Source organism: Hymenobacter sp. BT18, assembly GCF_012273015.1.
Taxonomy (GTDB): domain Bacteria; phylum Bacteroidota; class Bacteroidia; order Cytophagales; family Hymenobacteraceae; genus Hymenobacter; species Hymenobacter lutimineralis.
In genome coordinates this window covers 2,782,225-2,798,244 of the sequence record NZ_CP050954.1, presented here as the reverse complement: position 1 = coordinate 2,798,244, position 16,020 = coordinate 2,782,225, and the positions used below count along the sequence as shown (strand labels likewise).

At 59.8% G+C, this 16,020-nt stretch carries 25 protein-coding genes; 3 read left to right on the top strand and 22 right to left on the bottom strand.

Annotation, left to right across the window (positions count from 1 at the left end; translation table 11 throughout):
- Positions 1-130 precede the first annotated feature (130 nt).
- From HER32_RS11925 to HER32_RS11820, 22 genes are all read right to left on the bottom strand, one after another.
- On the bottom strand, positions 131-1,567 hold the full coding sequence (locus tag HER32_RS11925; protein ID WP_168682026.1) for a phage terminase large subunit: 1,437 nt from the start codon (positions 1,565-1,567) through the stop codon (positions 131-133).
- Positions 1,542-2,003 carry a hypothetical protein gene (locus tag HER32_RS11920; protein ID WP_168682025.1) on the bottom strand — a complete coding sequence of 154 codons (462 nt, stop codon included), beginning with the start codon at positions 2,001-2,003 and terminating at the stop codon, positions 1,542-1,544. Before HER32_RS11920 ends, HER32_RS11925 begins: the two co-directional genes overlap by 26 nt.
- Before the next feature lie 46 nt (positions 2,004-2,049).
- Positions 2,050-2,655 carry a ParB N-terminal domain-containing protein gene (locus HER32_RS11915; RefSeq protein ID WP_168682024.1) on the bottom strand — a complete coding sequence of 202 codons (606 nt, stop codon included), beginning with the start codon at positions 2,653-2,655 and terminating at the stop codon, positions 2,050-2,052.
- 49 nt (positions 2,656-2,704) lie between these two features.
- Positions 2,705-3,073 (bottom strand): hypothetical protein, encoded by a 369-nt coding sequence (locus tag HER32_RS11910; protein ID WP_168682023.1) that lies wholly within the window; start codon positions 3,071-3,073, stop codon positions 2,705-2,707.
- Between the two features lie 12 nt (positions 3,074-3,085).
- Entirely contained in the window at positions 3,086-3,277 is a 192-nt protein-coding gene (locus tag HER32_RS11905; RefSeq protein WP_168682022.1) for a hypothetical protein, read from the bottom strand.
- Positions 3,277-3,573, bottom strand: coding sequence for a hypothetical protein (locus HER32_RS11900; RefSeq protein WP_168682021.1), 297 nt, complete (start codon positions 3,571-3,573; stop codon positions 3,277-3,279). The genes HER32_RS11905 and HER32_RS11900 overlap by 1 nt, the downstream gene beginning before the upstream one ends.
- A gap of 6 nt (positions 3,574-3,579) precedes the next feature.
- Positions 3,580-3,846, bottom strand: coding sequence for a hypothetical protein (locus HER32_RS11895; protein WP_168682020.1), 267 nt, complete (start codon positions 3,844-3,846; stop codon positions 3,580-3,582).
- The gene (locus HER32_RS11890) at positions 3,843-4,331 is read right to left on the bottom strand and encodes a hypothetical protein (RefSeq protein WP_168682019.1); all 489 of its coding nucleotides are present in this window, start codon (positions 4,329-4,331) and stop codon (positions 3,843-3,845) included. The genes HER32_RS11895 and HER32_RS11890 overlap by 4 nt, the downstream gene beginning before the upstream one ends.
- Before the next feature lie 15 nt (positions 4,332-4,346).
- On the bottom strand, positions 4,347-5,051 hold the full coding sequence (locus HER32_RS11885) for a hypothetical protein (RefSeq protein WP_168682018.1): 705 nt from the start codon (positions 5,049-5,051) through the stop codon (positions 4,347-4,349).
- 25 nt (positions 5,052-5,076) lie between these two features.
- Positions 5,077-5,523 carry an ASCH domain-containing protein gene (locus HER32_RS11880; protein ID WP_168682017.1) on the bottom strand — a complete coding sequence of 149 codons (447 nt, stop codon included), beginning with the start codon at positions 5,521-5,523 and terminating at the stop codon, positions 5,077-5,079.
- Positions 5,523-5,720, bottom strand: coding sequence for a hypothetical protein (locus tag HER32_RS11875; RefSeq protein WP_168682016.1), 198 nt, complete (start codon positions 5,718-5,720; stop codon positions 5,523-5,525). Before HER32_RS11875 ends, HER32_RS11880 begins: the two co-directional genes overlap by 1 nt.
- On the bottom strand, positions 5,720-7,219 hold the full coding sequence (gene dnaB, locus HER32_RS11870; RefSeq protein ID WP_168682015.1) for a replicative DNA helicase: 1,500 nt from the start codon (positions 7,217-7,219) through the stop codon (positions 5,720-5,722). Before dnaB ends, HER32_RS11875 begins: the two co-directional genes overlap by 1 nt.
- The gene (locus HER32_RS11865; RefSeq protein WP_168682014.1) at positions 7,220-8,218 is read right to left on the bottom strand and encodes a hypothetical protein; all 999 of its coding nucleotides are present in this window, start codon (positions 8,216-8,218) and stop codon (positions 7,220-7,222) included.
- Positions 8,218-9,255: a PolC-type DNA polymerase III gene (locus HER32_RS11860; protein WP_168682013.1), complete on the bottom strand. Its 1,038-nt coding sequence runs from the start codon at positions 9,253-9,255 to the stop codon at positions 8,218-8,220. Before HER32_RS11860 ends, HER32_RS11865 begins: the two co-directional genes overlap by 1 nt.
- On the bottom strand, positions 9,248-9,484 hold the full coding sequence (locus HER32_RS11855; protein ID WP_168682012.1) for a hypothetical protein: 237 nt from the start codon (positions 9,482-9,484) through the stop codon (positions 9,248-9,250). The genes HER32_RS11860 and HER32_RS11855 overlap by 8 nt, the downstream gene beginning before the upstream one ends.
- A complete protein-coding gene (locus HER32_RS11850; protein WP_168682011.1) occupies positions 9,477-9,818 on the bottom strand; it encodes a hypothetical protein in 342 nt (113 codons plus the stop codon). Before HER32_RS11850 ends, HER32_RS11855 begins: the two co-directional genes overlap by 8 nt.
- A 4-nt stretch (positions 9,819-9,822) precedes the next feature.
- Positions 9,823-10,767, bottom strand: coding sequence for a hypothetical protein (locus HER32_RS11845; protein WP_168682010.1), 945 nt, complete (start codon positions 10,765-10,767; stop codon positions 9,823-9,825).
- A gap of 69 nt (positions 10,768-10,836) precedes the next feature.
- Positions 10,837-11,055: a hypothetical protein gene (locus tag HER32_RS11840; protein ID WP_168682009.1), complete on the bottom strand. Its 219-nt coding sequence runs from the start codon at positions 11,053-11,055 to the stop codon at positions 10,837-10,839.
- A 63-nt stretch (positions 11,056-11,118) separates the two neighbouring features.
- Positions 11,119-11,394, bottom strand: a complete 276-nt coding sequence (locus HER32_RS11835) for a hypothetical protein (RefSeq protein ID WP_168682008.1) — start codon at positions 11,392-11,394, stop codon at positions 11,119-11,121.
- 3 nt (positions 11,395-11,397) lie between these two features.
- Positions 11,398-11,820, bottom strand: a complete 423-nt coding sequence (locus HER32_RS11830; protein ID WP_168682007.1) for a hypothetical protein — start codon at positions 11,818-11,820, stop codon at positions 11,398-11,400.
- 6 nt (positions 11,821-11,826) lie between these two features.
- Positions 11,827-12,075, bottom strand: a complete 249-nt coding sequence (locus tag HER32_RS11825; protein WP_168682006.1) for a hypothetical protein — start codon at positions 12,073-12,075, stop codon at positions 11,827-11,829.
- A 112-nt stretch (positions 12,076-12,187) separates the two neighbouring features.
- Positions 12,188-12,427, bottom strand: a complete 240-nt coding sequence (locus HER32_RS11820) for a hypothetical protein (RefSeq protein WP_168682005.1) — start codon at positions 12,425-12,427, stop codon at positions 12,188-12,190.
- Between the two features lie 141 nt (positions 12,428-12,568).
- Between HER32_RS11820 and HER32_RS11815 the strand changes: the two genes are divergently transcribed.
- The 3 genes from HER32_RS11815 to HER32_RS11805 all read left to right on the top strand — a co-directional run bounded on the left by HER32_RS11815 (position 12,569) and on the right by HER32_RS11805 (position 15,910).
- Positions 12,569-13,042: a helix-turn-helix domain-containing protein gene (locus tag HER32_RS11815; protein WP_168682004.1), complete on the top strand. Its 474-nt coding sequence runs from the start codon at positions 12,569-12,571 to the stop codon at positions 13,040-13,042.
- A 213-nt stretch (positions 13,043-13,255) separates the two neighbouring features.
- The gene (locus tag HER32_RS11810; protein WP_149069960.1) at positions 13,256-13,897 is read left to right on the top strand and encodes a response regulator; all 642 of its coding nucleotides are present in this window, start codon (positions 13,256-13,258) and stop codon (positions 13,895-13,897) included.
- Between the two features lie 525 nt (positions 13,898-14,422).
- Entirely contained in the window at positions 14,423-15,910 is a 1,488-nt protein-coding gene (locus tag HER32_RS11805; RefSeq protein ID WP_168682003.1) for a nicotinate phosphoribosyltransferase, read from the top strand.
- The last annotated feature ends 110 nt before the right edge of the window (positions 15,911-16,020 follow it).

Genomic DNA, 16,020 nt, shown 5'->3' with positions numbered 1-16,020 from the left:
TTAACTCTCCGAATAACTTGGTTACGTCTTCCGGGGCGCAGGTGCCGGATAGCATTGCTCTTGCTGTCATTGTATTTTGCTAATTTGGTATATCCGAAGATACGACTTTTCTATCTGCACCTCAGCACTTTTACCACCGAGCGCGGGCCCGTGTCGGGGCCGGCGGGAGCAGCTCTAGAATCTCCCGCATGTACAGTGGGTCGGCGTAGTCAGGGGAGCGACCCAGGGCTTGCTTTTCGTCATCCTTCGATACGGCGGCCATCTTCCCATCTTCCCCGTCCTGGCGCTTCCACTGGCTGATTTCGTCGCTCACCAGCTCCCAGGCTTCAGCCCCCGGGTTTTCGATGAGCACCGAGCCGGCCACCATCCGGGCCGCCATACGAAACTTGCACTGCGACTTCAGGTTGTCGTAGTTCTCCGGTACCGCTACTAGGTTACCGGTTTTGGGGTCGAGCACCTTCTCGGCCTTGGGATCAGCTCGGGGGCGGCTGTTGGCAATAAACCCGACACTACCGGGTATCAGGTCACGCACGCCGCCGCCCACACCGTCATCATCGACGACTACCCGCTTCGGCGGGCACTGCCTCTCCCGCATGTGTTTCTTCACGGCCTCGGCCGATTCAGGCACCGATGCTCCTTTGAGCACCTGCAGCAGCTTGGCGCGCCACCCATCCCAGCCCCATATGACGGTTTTATCCGAGCCGTAGCGGGCCACGTCTACCGTGATGGCAGGCAGGCCACCGAGGGCGTGGGTGTTGTTTGGGAGCTGCACAACGTACTCGTAGGGCACCAGGGCCGTCGGATCGTCGTCGTACTCCCAGTTGCCATACAACAGGCGCTGCCGTTTACTCTCATCGGTGAGGCCTTCCAGGGCTTCGATGGCACCGCTCTCCCGGTTGGGATTGTCCGTTACCAGCGACTGCAGAAACTTGAGCCGCGGCGGCAACGCTGCTTTGCTGCTGGGCTTGTAGAACATGGTGTAGAGCCAGTTCTTCTTCGGGTTGCAGGTGATGAGGATGCGGCCCCGTAGGTTGTATTTATCATTTAATTGGCGGCCAACGCGGCTTTTCAGGGTGTCGTAGGCAGCGAAGTTCACCTCTCCACCCTCTTCAATCCAGCCGCCCGTAAACTCCACCGAGCCGTAGCGCTCATACAGCGGGTCGGATGGTTTGTGTACCAGCTCCAGCAACTGGATACGGGAGCCATTGGTGAACTTGAAGTAGTTGCGCTGGGCATTAAACCGGAAGTCGTCGGGGCCGAGGCCCAGCTGGGCCGCCACCTTGTAGAAGGTCAGGAAGGTGGACTGCATCAGGCGGTTCAACTCCTCGCGGCCAATAAACCAGCTCGTACCGGGGTAGGCCATACACATGATAATGAGCCAGGCGCAGCCCAGCCAGGACTTACCGCCGTTGGCGCCCCCGCCGAAAGCCAGGGCCGCGGTTTCAGAATCACTGAGTAACCGCAGCGCCTCCTGCTGCTTCGGACTCAGGCCGAGCAGGTCGTAGTACCCCTGCTTAAAGGCTCCGGCCAGGGCCCCGGCTCTACTCAGTGGAGGCAGCTGTGACACGAAGAATCTCGGCTAGGGTTTCTTTGCTCAGCTTGTCGTAGTCGACAGCCGGCTTAACGCTCAGCTCGCCCTGGTGCTCTACCTGCGTTTTCTCTACAAAGCCGCGCTTCTTGCCCCGAGTTTTGAGGAAGAAGATAACAGCCGCCTCATTCGGCCCGACATGCTTCTGCAGGGGCACCACCAGGGGCACTTTCACCGTTACGGCCTTCCCCGCCTTAAACTCTGTTTTATCCACCAGGAATACCTTGGAGTCGGGCAGGGTATACCCATTCATCAGCTTATGCAGCTGCGACTCACCAAAGTCCAGGGCCACCTCATCAATCTCCGCTACCTCGGCCGCATACCCCTTATCCTTCTGCAGCCATTCGTAGTGGGTGGTTCGGCCAACGCCGGCGTTACGACATGCGGTTTCCACCACCCCCAGGCTTTTGCGCAAGGCATCGAGCAACTTCCTTTTTTGCTGTTCGGTATGTTCGGACTTTCTAGCCATTTCGCTCTCCTACTTGCACCGTTAAACTGGCTCCTGGGTACTTACGGTCCAGCAGCTCCTGCACATCCGCTTCCGCCTTCTGCAACTCCTCCGCCGATGGAAAGGTGATGGTCATGCGGGGACCGGACGCGTGCTCTTCCTCCTCGTCGAAAGCGCTGTCGGGGCTGTCGTCGGAGCCGCTGCTGCTACTGGTGGCCTCCTCCTCATCCGGCTCCTTGAGCCAATCATCAGGCAGATCAATGCCCCACGCCCCAAGCGGGTTGTCACTCCACTCATTGGCTAGCACATCCCAGTCCCACTCCCCGAAGCTGGCGTTGTCCTTGATCATGAACTCGCGCTTCAGGGCCTCGCTCCAACCAGTCACCTGCAGCACGGGCACTTCGTGGTAGCTCAGGCGCATGGCCGCGTGCAGGCGCATGTTTCCGCCGAGCACGACGAAGTTTTCATCAACTACCAGGGGCCGCACGCTGAGCATGTCGGGGAAGTCGATAAGCGACTGCACCAGTTGCTCGAAGCGGTTGTCTTTGATGAGGCGCGGGTTCTGCGGATGCAGCGACACCTGCTCAATGGGCACGAGTTGAATAGCGGGGTTGGCCATAGGCCAAATGTCTCCCTCGGGGTAGCCTTATGACGAATTACGGGGGCTCTTATGTTGCAATGTTGCGCTTCTGGGTAAACAGGGGTAACTCCGCCGCCAGCGTATACATATCCAGGAATTGAGTGTGTGGCGTGATGCGAAAAACGATGCGCTTCACCGAGGCCGGCTGCTGGCGAAATAGCTCTGCTGCTCGATATGGCGCCGAGAAACGCAGGTGGGACCCGTCACGCCCCCCTTTTAGCAAGTTGCACGATGCTCCAGCACGGCGGTCCAGCTGCCAGGGATGACGAGCATTGACTGGAGGCAGTAAATCAGCCTGCCGGTGCCGGTCATGCATCAGCCTCGTGGCTTCTCCATTGAGATTGACGTAACCATTCCGGTAAACCGTCAACATCGGTACATCTTGAATCAGGGGCATGGGGAGGGGGCGTTAGTCGGTACCGAGGTCGGGAGCCGTCAGCGTCAGGTTGAGGCAGCGGATGCCGTAGTGCTTGGCCAGGCCGTGCAGGGCTTTCACTACTTCGGGCGGGCAGTTGGTAAACACCACGCGCCCAGGCATGCCGGTGGCGACGGCATACCCGGGCGGGGCTGTGTATTTGGGTGGTGGGGGCTGCTTAGCCATTAGTCGAGTTCATCATTGCTGTCATCGATCAGAATGCAGCCGCACTGGGAGCATATCAGAGCGCCGGCTTCATCACTCCCGCACTCTGGGCAGGCATCGGGGTTGAAGTCGTCGCCATCATCTTCATCATGCCAGCGGTAGGTACCAGCCGGGGCCGCGTCGGGCTCTGAGCTATCCTCTGACCCATCACCCTCGCAATCGGGGCAGCCCATACATTCCTCCCCATCCCGACCGCAGAGGCACAGGTCGCCGCCGCAGTGGCAGCTCTGGATATGGTATCCGTGGCAGCGTCTCATTTGGAGCTAGTTGATTGGTGGTAGACCGTAAAAGCAAATCGTGAGGGCCTGCGAGAAGATGCGGGCATCCTCGTCATTGAGTTCGAACCAGTACTCGGTACCGTCGTCGCCCCATGGTTCGCTGCGGCCCTGCAGCACGGGTACTTCGAAGTGCTGGAGGAACTCACCAAAGCCGGTGGCCTTTGCTTCAGCAGTGAGCTGCATATGCACATGGTGCGGGCCGACAGGCTGGCCAGCGTCGTCCTTGGTGGTAGTGAGGTGGAAGTAGTTCATTTCCCCTCACCTCCTTTCCCGCATATCACACACCCAGGGCACTGATCAGCGTTTACACTGAGGCAGGTTTCCCGATAAGGGGCGGGTTCTACTTGGAATTCCTCGGGGGCCGCTGCGGGTGCGGCATAACGCCAGAAGATGTACCGATCAAGCTCTACTACTTCCTGATCGTTGGATAGTATCCAGCACTCACCGCCATCAACCGGGTCTTCGTCTTTATCGAGCAGGCCAAAGGCGCGCTTTAAATGTCCGTCCCACAGTTCAACTTCATGGTGCCCAACTGGGAGTTGCTTCGTTTCTGTCCAGTTTACCCAGCCCCCTGACTGCGGGTTGGTGCTCACCAGCGTGGCTACCTCGTGCAGGGCAGTATTTACCTGAGCGCGGGTAGGCTCGGTAGGGAATGGAGGGGTGCCCGCGTTGCCGGCCGCGAAGCCGCGCCAGCTATGGGTTTCATCACAGTATCCGGGAGGTAGGTTGCTTGCCATGGTTTTACGTTGTGGTTAGAAGGTTTCAGAGTAGGTGAGCACGCCGCGCTTCTGCAGCTCTTTGTTGACCTTAGCCAGCTCCTTCTCCTCGTGGCTGGTGTAGTCCCGATCCAGCGTAACCAGGTGCTCCCGGCGCTGCTGCAGGCGCTCGGTGCTGGCATCCGGGATGCTGGCCACCGGGCGGGCGGGGCCAGCCATAGCCGGGGCGGCGGCTTTCGGGGCATCGGTTTTCGGGGTAGGCTTCGGGGGCGCGGCCTTCCGGGCGGGGGCCGGGGTAGGTACCGGGGCCACCACGGGCGCACCTGACTGGCGCAGAGGCCAGAGCGTCAGCCCCTCGAACGATACCGCCTCCGGCAGCACGTAGAGCACCAGGCGGTTGACATCGGCCGGCACCCCATAGCTGTCGAGCACGGCACGGGCCAGCGCGGTGTTGATGAGGGTAAGGGCTTGGCTGGGTGTCCGGTCCTTGGCAGCCACTTTGGCGCGCAGCGGCCGGCTGTCGTGAACTGGATCTGCGGAACCGAACAGCGCGTACCAGGAACCCGGCGCGTCGGCATCCTCGGTGAGGGTAGCACCTGGTAGGCCTGGCTGCAGGCTGAGTGCGCGCACCAAAGCAGAAGAGAAGCTCAGGGAGCCAGCGCCGCGGGATACGGTAACGGTGCGGGCCGTGCTCTGGTGGGCGTGGGCCCGAGTAGCGGAAGCAATAAAGCGGAGTTTCATAAGGAAGTGCGTGAGGGCGTTAGTATCAGAAAGGCAGGGTCGTAGCATTCACTTCCTGCTCCACCTCCTCAGGCACTACCCACAGGCTCAGGGCTCCTTTGCAGGGCACAGGTTTGGCGCACACGAAGGGCGCTATCAGGCGCCAGGCATACCGGCCGGGGCCGTAGTCGCCGCAGGCCAGCTCTGTAATGCTCAGCCCCCGCAGATCATCGGTTTTATGGGTATCCGCTAACTCGCAGGTGCCGAGTACAGCGCCGCGCGGCAACGTGTCGAAGGTGAGGCCGTGCCGCTCCAGAATAGCCGATATCTCGGGGCAGGTAGCTGCTATGCGCCGGGCTTCAGCGGGCTTGCCCAGGCTGGCATGAATAGCCAGGTCTCCACGGTAGGAGGTATTCCAGGAGCGGGTTTCGTAATGCTTGTAGCCCAGGAAAATGAGCGAGGCCCAGGGTTGAAGGAGTGAGATGGCTTTCATTAGGGACGAAGTGAGGGAGTGAGGGAATGCGGTTGTAGGTTGCGGTATTCAGCTTCTTCCTGGGCCAGTACCAGGCCCGGGCCGCCGCGTGTCTGGAAGTAGTTGAGCAGTTGCAGGAAGGTCTTTTTGTCGGCTTGGTGCAGCTGCTTGGCGACCCACTTCTTCAGCTCGGGCGAGTACTCTTCATCGGTGCACATCAGAAGGGCATGTCGTTATCATCCACCATGGCCACCGGTACCGATGACTCCTGCTCAAACTGCGAGGCAGGCAGGCGACCCAGCTGCACCGTTTCCCGGGTGTCCTTATCGTAGAAAGGCCGCTCTCCCGCCGGCGCTGGGCTCAGGTCCAAATCCGAGAAGATGCCCCGGCTGATGCGGCAGTAGAAAATCAGCTCATTCAGCGCCCCGCCTCGGTGCTTGGCTATGTCGTAGAGGATGGTATCCTTCGTGCTGGTGCCGTCTTCGTACTCCTCAATGCCGTAGTACTCGCCACGCCAGAGGAAAATGATCATATCGGCATCCTGCTCAATGGCGCCCGACTCGCGCAGGTCACTGAGCTGCGGCCGCTTCTCGCCACCGCGATGCTCTACCGAGCGGCTAAGCTGGGCCAGCGCCACCACCGGCACATTCAAGTCCTTGGCCAAGGCCTTAAGCCCCCGGCTGATTTCCGAAATCTCCTGCTCCCGATTGCCGGGCCGGCTGGTTTTGCTGGGCCCCGACATGAGCTGCAGGTAGTCTACCAGGATGAAGCGCACCCCATGCTCCGCCACCATACGAGCCGCCTTGGAGGCCAGCTGGTGCAGGCTCAGGGCTGGCGTGTCGTCGATGAATAAATTATCGGCATTGGCCAGTAACTGCGCTTTGCTTAGCAAGTGGTCTACCTCCTCCACGCCGCCCTGCAGGTTGCCCTTGCGCAGGTCCGAGTTGGAGTAGGTTTTTACTTCCGTCGCCAGCAGACGCTCTACCAACTCATCTGCCGGCATTTCCATCGAAAAGATGCCAGTGGGAATGCCTTCCACTAGGGCCGCTTCGCGGGCATGGTGCAGTAGGGCCGCCGTTTTACCCATCCCGGGCCGCGCACCGATAACAATCAGGTGCTTGGGCTGCCAGCCCCCGGTGGCGGAGTTGAGCTGCGTGAGGCCCGTGGGGATGCCCGTCATGCCACTCATGCCCACGGCCCGGCGGATACGGTCCAGCACACCAGGCAGCAGTGAGGCAGCGGAGACAGCGCCGCGCGTTTCCATGAGCTGATGCAGCTGGGTGAGTTGTACCTGCGCTTCGGCTACTACCTCCAGCGCATCCCGGCTTTCATCGTAGCCGTGCGCCTCCATGCCTCGGGCGGCCGTGATGACTACCCGGCGGGCGTGCTGCTCCAGTACAATGCGGCAGTGGGTTTCAATGTGGGCCGCCGAGCCGATACCGATGGCCAGCTCGCTCACGTCGGCCGGGCGGACCTTATGCGTCTGGCCCGTGGCCGCCAGCTGGTGGATAACGGTTTTCATATCCACCGCGTGGCCGGCCTGGTGTAGCTGCCGAATGGCTTTGTACACCGTCTGATGCTTGGGCGTGTAGAAAACTTGCTCCGAGGGCAGCAGGGAAAGAATCGTATTCAGGGCGTTGCGCTCCTGCAGGGCAATGCCAAGCACGGCCGCTTCTAGCTCCGTCGAATGCGGGGGAACGTGGGTCTGGGTGTTCATCTAGCTGAAGTCTTTGACTTTGGAGGGAGAGGCGCTGGACTTGCTGGCCAGCGGCTGTTGGGCCCGAGGGTCGGCCTTCTGGCCTGGGGCGGGTGCCAGGATCAGGCCGTTGCGGCTGCCCTTGGCGTTGGTAAGCCAGTTCCGGAGGCGTTTGCGCCATTCGAAGGGCATGAGGGTAAGCTGCTGCTCCAGCGCATCGAAGCGCATTTCCAGCCGATAGTGATTGAAATCAATGCCAGCGTAGTCGGGGTTGATGTCCAGGCAAGCAGCCTTGAACACGGCGGGGTTGTTGAGCAGCGGGCAAACATCCGCCGTGGTTAGCTGCTGGGCATCGGCGTGCTGGCTCTCGGGCCGCTGCGCCGCGCCCCCCTCTGTTCCCAACGTTGGCTTTTGGCTGGCAGGTTGAGGGGTAACTTTTCTCTCCGAACGAGCCGCCGACGAAGAAGCCTCGGACGCTACTTCTTCGTTTATGTTTTCTACTACAGAACTGTTTACTGTTTTATCTATATAAGGCGTGTCATTTTTTGACACTTTATCTGACACTTTTATCGGACTTAAACCGTCATTTTCTGATACTTTACCTGATACTTTTCCGATGGATTTATCGGTACCATAAGTGTCATTTTTTGATACTTTATTGGGGGCCGAAAGCAGGCGGTACACCGTAGCCAGACCACGCCCATTGTTGCCTCCCTGATAGGCCACCAGCTTACGCTCGGTGAGCTCCTCACGGGCCTTCTTCATCGTGTTGGCCGTCATGTCGAGTGACAGGCACAGCTGGGCATCAGAGAGGGTAAAAGGATTCTCCCAGCGCTTCTGATTGCATACCTGCACGAGGAAAAAGTATAGGCGCGTGCTGCTGGCGCCGAAATGATCTTCAGCATCCATGGCCCAGAAACGGTTGATGAGTTCGATGTAATTCATGTTCGGGGCGGCAAGGCGGGGCGGGTTGTAGCTGCCGGCGGCATCGGAGCGCAGGAAGCGGTGGAGCGTACTCATCAGGCAGCGAAGAGTGAAAGGGCGGGTGTTGCTTTCTTCTTGCCCGAGGCGCCAATCATCTCGGCTCCAATCGGCTGCTGCTGGTGCATGTGACGCAGCAGCTGGTAGGTCATCAGCACATCATTCAGCGCCCGGTGGGCACCGGCGTTGCTGATGCCGAAGCGCGTGCACAGGTCGCCCAGCACATGGCTACCATCGTAGCGTTTGCTCACGGCCTGGGTGCAGAGCGTTTTATTGGGCAGGGGTAGCTTAGCCCCGAGGCGGGTGCGGGTAGCTTCCAGGAAGCGGATATCAAAGGCCACGTTGTGCCCCACCAGCAGCGACTCACCCGCCAGCTGGCGGAAACGGGCTAGCACTTGCTTGGCCTCGGGCGCCTGGCGTACATCACTTTCCCGAATCCCCGTCAGGGCTTTGATCTTAGCCGGGATAAACTCGGTGAAGCGCACGAAGGACTGCATGCGGTCCACCTCTTCCCAGTTGATGTAGCGCACGGCGGCTACCTCCAGCAGGCGACAGTTTTCGGCACTAAACCCCGTCGTTTCGGTATCGAAGACGGTAAAGTCATCCAGGAAGTGAGCCGGGGCCAATACCAATGGCTCGGCCACGCCGGCTTCCTCCGCTGCATGCTGGTTGCGCACCATGCCCTTCTTCAGCGACTCGGCAAACTCCTTCTCCTTCAGCCGTTCTGCTTCCGCTTTCTTCTCGGCCGCAATCACCTGGGCCAGCGCCGCATCGTACTCGGCTGCCGAGCAGGGCACCGCCCCAACGGGCAGGCCTAGCTCATCACCTGGTACCTCCACATACTTGCGCGGGGTAGGCTTCTGGCCGGGCTTACCGGGCCACTCGGGATTGAGTTGCTGACGGAAGGAGGCAGCACTACGATAGCAGAAGCCATCCTCGCACACAGTAATCTCAGCCAGGCGGCCAGTGGCATCCCGGTAGAAGTACTGCATCATGTAGGTGCACACCTTCTTCTTGGATGTCCCATCCTCGATGCCGCGGCTCAAGCCCGTGCGCAGTTTGAAGTAGCTAGGCATGGTGAACCTCCCCTCGCTTCTGCTGCTCAGCCACGATAACATTCAGGTGACGGCGCAGGGCCAGCCCTAATTCTCCTCGAGGAGTTTCCTCAAACACTGCCAGGCCCTTGGCAACATTCGAGTAAGCTGTAGCTACCTGCTCATCGGAGCAGGTAGCATAGTAGTCAGCCAGAACCTGCGCGGGGTTTTCACTATCCAGCAGGGCTTTGGGGCTTAATGAACTAAGCATTGGCCAGCTCCTTTCCGCTGGCTACCAGAGTAGCCAGCTGCTGTGCTGCCTTGCGCAGGGTGGGTCCACCAAACTCAGCTACCCCATGCTCACCGGGCAGGTAGATGCTCCACAAGGACTGCCCTACATGGAACAGCGTGCCGATCCATGTGCTGCCCTGGTAGATGTAATAGTGCAGTTCCCCACCGGTTTCAGCTTGCACCCGCGCAATCAGTCCACCTGACAATACCTGACGGGGGGCGCTTGCATCTGGGCCCTCAGGGTGAGGGCCTAGCCGATTAAGCACCCCGCGCTGAGGAGCAGCACCAAACAAGGATAGTTGCTGGCTATTCATCTCGTTACGCTGGCTGAAGGGTGAAGTGGGCAACCAGCGCGCGGGACTCGGCCCGCAATTCTTCCGGCTTAGCGGTCAGGGAATCCGCCCGAAGCATCCACCGCTTATGCTCCTGCTCTCCGAGCTGGGCAGCGTATTTAGTGGCTACTTGTCGCAGTTGATTTTGGGCAGCAGCCAAGGCTTTCTTGGGGTTTTCCCGCTCCTTGAGCACGGCCGGCAGCTTAGCCAGCGTCTTCTCCATCCAGTCCAGCGGGCGGCTATCCACCGGCACAGCCAGCAGCGTGCTACGCTCCTCGTCATCCAGCAGCGGCGAGGCTATCAGGGCAATGAGCTGTTTGCGCTGGGCCTCACTAGGCTGCGCGGGTGCGTCCTCATCACTTGGCGCAGCATCCTTCTCATGGCCAGGGCCACCGGCTGGGCGCGGCTTTTCCTCTACCACGGTGGCACCGGTACCGGCATCCACTACATCCACCATTTCCTCGTAAGGCGTCGCCTCGAAGCCGGCGGCTTTAATCAGCCAGGCCAGCACGTTGCGGTAAGCCTTGCCTACGGCGCGGGTCTGGGCCATCGAGCAGATGGCGTACCGCTCGTAGTAGCGTTTCGTTGTCTCCGTGTTGGAGCACTCTGCTACGCCCCCACCCAGGTTGATTTTATTGTGCAGGTCGTAGAGCGAAACCGTGGCACGAAAGCGCAGCTCCTTCTCAAAGCTCAAATCTTCCACGGCACCCATGATGGGCACGATTCCCAGCTGAGAGCCGGCGAATTGCCACCCCTCTACTTGCACATAGTCCTTGCCCTTGATATTGGAGCAAAGGTTCTTCTCCTTGATAAAGCGGGCCAGTTCCTGGGCTACGTTGATAGAGGAGCTGGGAGCTTTGAGGTTTGCTACAACCGGTTTGGCTGTTACTGCTTTCGTGGTACGTGGTGCAGGTGTTGATTCAGAAGCCATTATATTCGCGTCTCTATTGGTGATTGAATAGAAGCGGGACCTCGTGCTAGGGGGTCCCGCTTCGTTTTTTTACAAGCGGTTGATGCGGGGCTCGGGGTTCTCTTGAGCGAACTTGCCCGCCCGGATGCCGGCGGGGCGGGTGGTTGAGCAGCTGGCCAGCACCACCAGGGCCACCAGCACCACGACCACCAGCAGGGCAAAGCCCTCGGCCCGGTTGTAGAGTTGAGCACGGCGGCGGGCATCCTGGGCTTGCTCGTAAGTGCGGGGGTGAGAATTAGCTGTTGGCATGGCGGAGGTAAGCGAGTAGTTGAGAAATGGGGCCGATAAAGCGGAGGCGCTGGGGAGCTTTCATCACATCCGGGCGCAGCAGGCAAAGACTTCCCCCAGCACCTGGTATTGGGTGGCCTCGTCTTCGGTGATAGTATCCGGGTTGGGCAGCTCCCAGGGAGCCAGCAGCGCCGCCTGGGCGGCCTCGTATTCGATGGTGGTTATCCGAACCTGATCGTGCACCAGCAGGGCGGCTTGGTGCAGGCCAGCGGCGTGTAGGAGGTGAAACAAGGCCAGGGCGGTTTCCTTGCTGGCGTGGGCGCGGTGGTAGACGGCCGTAGGATTGAGGGGCGTGCGCATAGCTTAGGCGGCGTATTGATCCTGTTCGTACATGGCCGCTTCGCGGGCCTGCAGCACCTGCTCCACGCGGGCGTATTCCCATTGCCGCTCCAGTGGGTGCCAGCAGTTGGTGCGCAGGCGGTTGCGCTCGGCATCCGTAATCAGCTCGTGGTAAAAGAGGTCGGTGAGCTTGGAGGCGGGCAGCACATCGGCCGGCACAGCCAGGCGGTGGCGCATCCGGTCCCGCTCCGATTTGAGGGCAATTAGCGCCTGCAGGCAGCGCTTATCCGTGTAGCCGCCCATCGCTTCGCGGGTGGCATCGAGCCGCTTGGGGCACGTGGCCACCAGCAGCGGGTTGCGCAGGAAGTGCTCCAGCTGGGCGCGCACCGGCCACTCGTGAAAGAGCACGCGCAGGGAGTGATTCAGGCAAGCGAGGGAGGTCAGCATGGCGGCTTAGTTGGCGGCGGTTTCGAGGCAATCAGCGACAGCGCAGAGGCGGGGCTTGCTGCTCCCCTGCTCCATTTCGGCCAGCAGGTAGGCGGCTTCTCCGGTCAAGTCCATGCCGTCGTGCAGCTGGGCGTAGACGACGATGGCCTGAATGGCCGTGCGCCGGCAATCAGTGGTGGTGGCATCAACAGCCTGGCGCAGGTAGCGCAGCTCGGCCGGATTCACGCGGGGGTTGGTCGTGGTAGAGACTTGCATGCTTAGTAGTTTTTGACTTGTTTGATGAATCAAATTTAGTAGAACTTTACTTAATACCAAAAGTATTTTAATAAAGTTTTACTAAGTATTGACCCAAAAAAGCCGGCCCCTACTAAGCCTGAACGTCCTCTGCTACAGGCTCTACCACACCAGCAACCCTTTCCAAAAGTCGCAGAGCGGCGAAATTGTAGATGTTGCCCTGCATGACATTGTTCAACTGCTTGGAATTGGCCTGCGGGTCGATTGCCTTGGCTGCTTCAGCGTAATACTTAATGTTTCGGCGCTTGAGCCCCTCCCGGACGGCTACTAACCGAGTAGAAAACTCTTGCTTTTGTTCATCTGAGTAGGCCATCTGGATGGGTTTTTAGGCGTTCTTTGCTTTTTTCAGGGAAACTTTGCTACGTTTACGTATTAATAGCACGCTTCTGCTGATTTTCAACGAAGCAAAGCTAATAAAGTTGACCTAATTTAAACACAGTTTTACTAAATAAAGATGGAGACAACCTTTGCATCCCGAGTGCTTGCGTTTCGCAAGCATAAGGGGCTGTCTCAGCAGGCTTTTGCTGAACAGTGCGGCCTGGAGCAAGGCAACATCACACAGATGGAGCGGGGTACAGACCCGAAAAGCGGAAACATGGCGAAGATCATTGCCGGCTTTCCGGACCTCAATCCAGACTGGTTACTTCTCGGTACCGGAGAGATGCTCCGAGATGGCCGGGAGCTAACAAGGCTGCCAGCTGACCCAGCACCGGCGACGCCCACGGCCGGCCCGCTCAGCGTGGTGCCTGAGTCCGACCAGGTGAAGGAGCTCAAAGAGCAGCTGCGGGAATTGCGTGAGCATAACCGCCTGCTGCGGGACTTACTTCGATCAGGCGTAGACCTGTCCAAGGTTCAGGCAACCGGGTCTTTTAATCTGAGTATTCAGGAAGCAGCAGAACCGCTGGCCGTGATGCGTATCGCCGCCTAAGTTCTGCCTGAATACTCACCCGCTGGCTACGAGAGCCGCGCCCATGGTTAGTGCCTGGGTTAGTTACTCTCCAAGAAGGCCAGCAATCTGCTACTAATAAACCACTTGCAAGGTGCAGCGGGATTCCCGCCGGGGCTACTCCGCGTACTTTTTAGTTATATCCTGTCGTTACCCCACGCGCCGCTACCTCTTCCCCGTTCCGTTACGTCCTACATGATTAGAATCATCCTTACTGATGACCACACCCTGCTGCGAAATGGCCTGCGGGCCTTACTAGCCCGGGTAGAAGAAGTTGAAGTTGTAGGGGAGGCTGCCAACGGACAGGAATTGCTGGATATGCTGGAAACCACGCCGGCCGAAGTGGTGCTGATGGATGTGGGCATGCCCGTGCTGGATGGCCTGGCTACCCTGCCTTTTTTGCGGCAGCGCTTCCCGGCCGTGAAAGTGCTGGCGCTTTCTATGCTCGACCACGAAGAAGACGTGAGCCAGATGCTGGATGCCGGCGCTCTGGGCTATGCCTTAAAAACCGCCGATGCCACCGAACTGGCCTACGCCATTCGGACCGTGGCGGCCGGCAAGCCCTTCCTGAGCACCGCCATTGGCCTGGATGCCCTGGCCCGGCTGCGCCAGCTGGCCCCCCGCAAACCGGCGCACTCTATCCCCGAGCTGTCGGCGCGGGAGCTGGAAGTGCTGATGCTGATTGGGGAAGGCCTGACCAGCGGCGAAATTGCGGATCAGCTGTTTACCAGCAAGCGCACCGTGGAGTCGCACCGGCTGAACATCCTCGATAAGCTCCAGGTCAAGAACACGGCGGCCCTGATCAAGTACGCCGTTCGCCATGGGCTGATTGCCTGATTCTATCGTTTGCCACTGCCTTTTGCGCAGGCTGCGCGGGTAGCTACCGCGTCGGCCAGGCACAAAAAAGGCTGGCAGAAACTGCCAGCCCTTTTCGTTCCTTGTGCACATAAACTAGTACCTAGGATGCTGATACTAAGAATTCCATAGTATAAAACCAGTAGGCCGGGGCGCGACCATAATAAGTAGGGTAAGTGGTGCCGAAGACTTGGTGTGAAAGCAGCCGGCAGGCTGTTGGGAAGTCGTGTATTTGCTTATGCATAGTTCCCCAAAAGCAGCGAGTAAAAACTCAGCATTCATACGTATTTCGCCCCCGTATTTGTACGCATTTTACTTGGCTGGGCCGTCCGGGAAAAGAGCCTCAGGGCAGAAGCCATCAGCAGCACTACCGCTCGATGCGGCCGGGGGCACGGTGCAACGCGCTACAACCTATACCTTCGCCCCCGGGTATAGGACTACCGGCCCTGCTGTGCCACCCAGTCTGGTTTCTGCTTCCACTCAGGCCTCGCGGCTCTTTTCCTGCTTATGAACCCTGCTCCCCTTTCCGGCCTTTATGCGCCTTCACTCAGCCTCCTTACCGACCTGTACCAGGTGACCATGGCGTATGGCTACTGGCGCCAGGGCCTCCAGGACCGCGAAGCCGTGTTCCACCTCTACTTCCGGAAGGCCCCATTTGCGGGAGGCTACGCAGTGGCCGCCGGCCTGACCTACGCCGTCGATTTTCTGCAGAACCTGCGCTTTTCCGACGACGACCTCTCCTACCTCGGCAGCCTGCCGGGCGCCAAGGGTGGGCCCTTGTTTCCGCAGGAGTTTCTGGAATATCTGCGCAACCTCAAGTTCACCTGCGACGTGGATGCCATAGCCGAGGGCACGGTGGTTTTCGGCAACGAGCCGCTGGTTCGGGTGCAGGGGCCCTTGCTACAGGCTCAGCTGGTGGAAACGGCCCTGCTTACTCTCGTAAATTTCCAGACCCTCGTGGCTACTAAAGCCGCCCGCATCCGCGAGGCAGCCGGCCCGGATACGGTGCTGGAGTTTGGCTTGCGCCGGGCTCAGGGCCCGGATGGGGGACTAAGTGCCAGCCGGGCCGCTTATTTGGGCGGGGTCGATGCGACCTCCAACGTACTGGCCGGACAGCGCTTCGGCATTCCGGTGAAAGGCACGCACGCCCATAGCTGGGTAATGGCCTTCGAGGACGAGCCGACTGCCTTTGCCGCGTATGCCCAGGCCTTCCCCGACGACTCCGTGTTCCTGGTAGATACCTACGACACGCTGGATGGGGTACGGCATGCCATCAAAGTAGCCCGCGACATGCGCGCCCGTGGCCACGAGTTGGGCGGCATTCGCCTCGACTCTGGCGACTTAGCCTACCTCAGCCGCGAAGCCCGTGCGCTGCTTAATGAGGCGGGCTTTGAGAAAGTACGCATCGTGGCCAGCAACGACCTGGAGGAAAACCTTATCACCAGCCTTAAGCAGCAGGGCGCCCAGATTGATACCTGGGGCATCGGCACGCAGCTGGTTACGGCCTACGACCAGCCGGCCCTGGGCGGGGTGTACAAGCTGGCGGCCCTGCGCAAGCCCGATGATTCCGGTTGGGACTTCACCATCAAGCTTTCCGAACAGCTGGCCAAAACCAGTATTCCAGGCATTCTGCAGGTGCGGCGCTACGAAACAGAAAAAGGCCAGCCCCGCGCCGACATGCTCTACAACGTAGCCGAGCCGCTCCCGGCCGCCCTCACTCTCATCGACCCCCTGGACGCTACCCGGCGCCGGCCCGTGCGCCCCGATGCCCCCTACCGGGAGCTGCTGGCACCCATTTTCCGCCGCGGCGAGCTGGTGCATGCGCTGCCCTCACTAGCCGAAAGCCGCGCCCACGCCCAGCGCGAGGTGCAAAGCCTCGACCCCAGCATCCGCCGCTTCCTGAACCCGCACGTATACCCAGTAGGCCTGGAAGAGAGCCTGCACACCTTCCGCACCAACCTGATTCTGGAAAAGCGTCCCCAACGACCGGCGTAAGGCATATATCTCAAAAGGCAAGGCCCGACTGCACACGTAGCCGGGCCTTGCCTTTTTCGCAAGAGTTAATTTTTAATCCGTCAGGAGAGGTTTGACCGTTGACAAGCTGG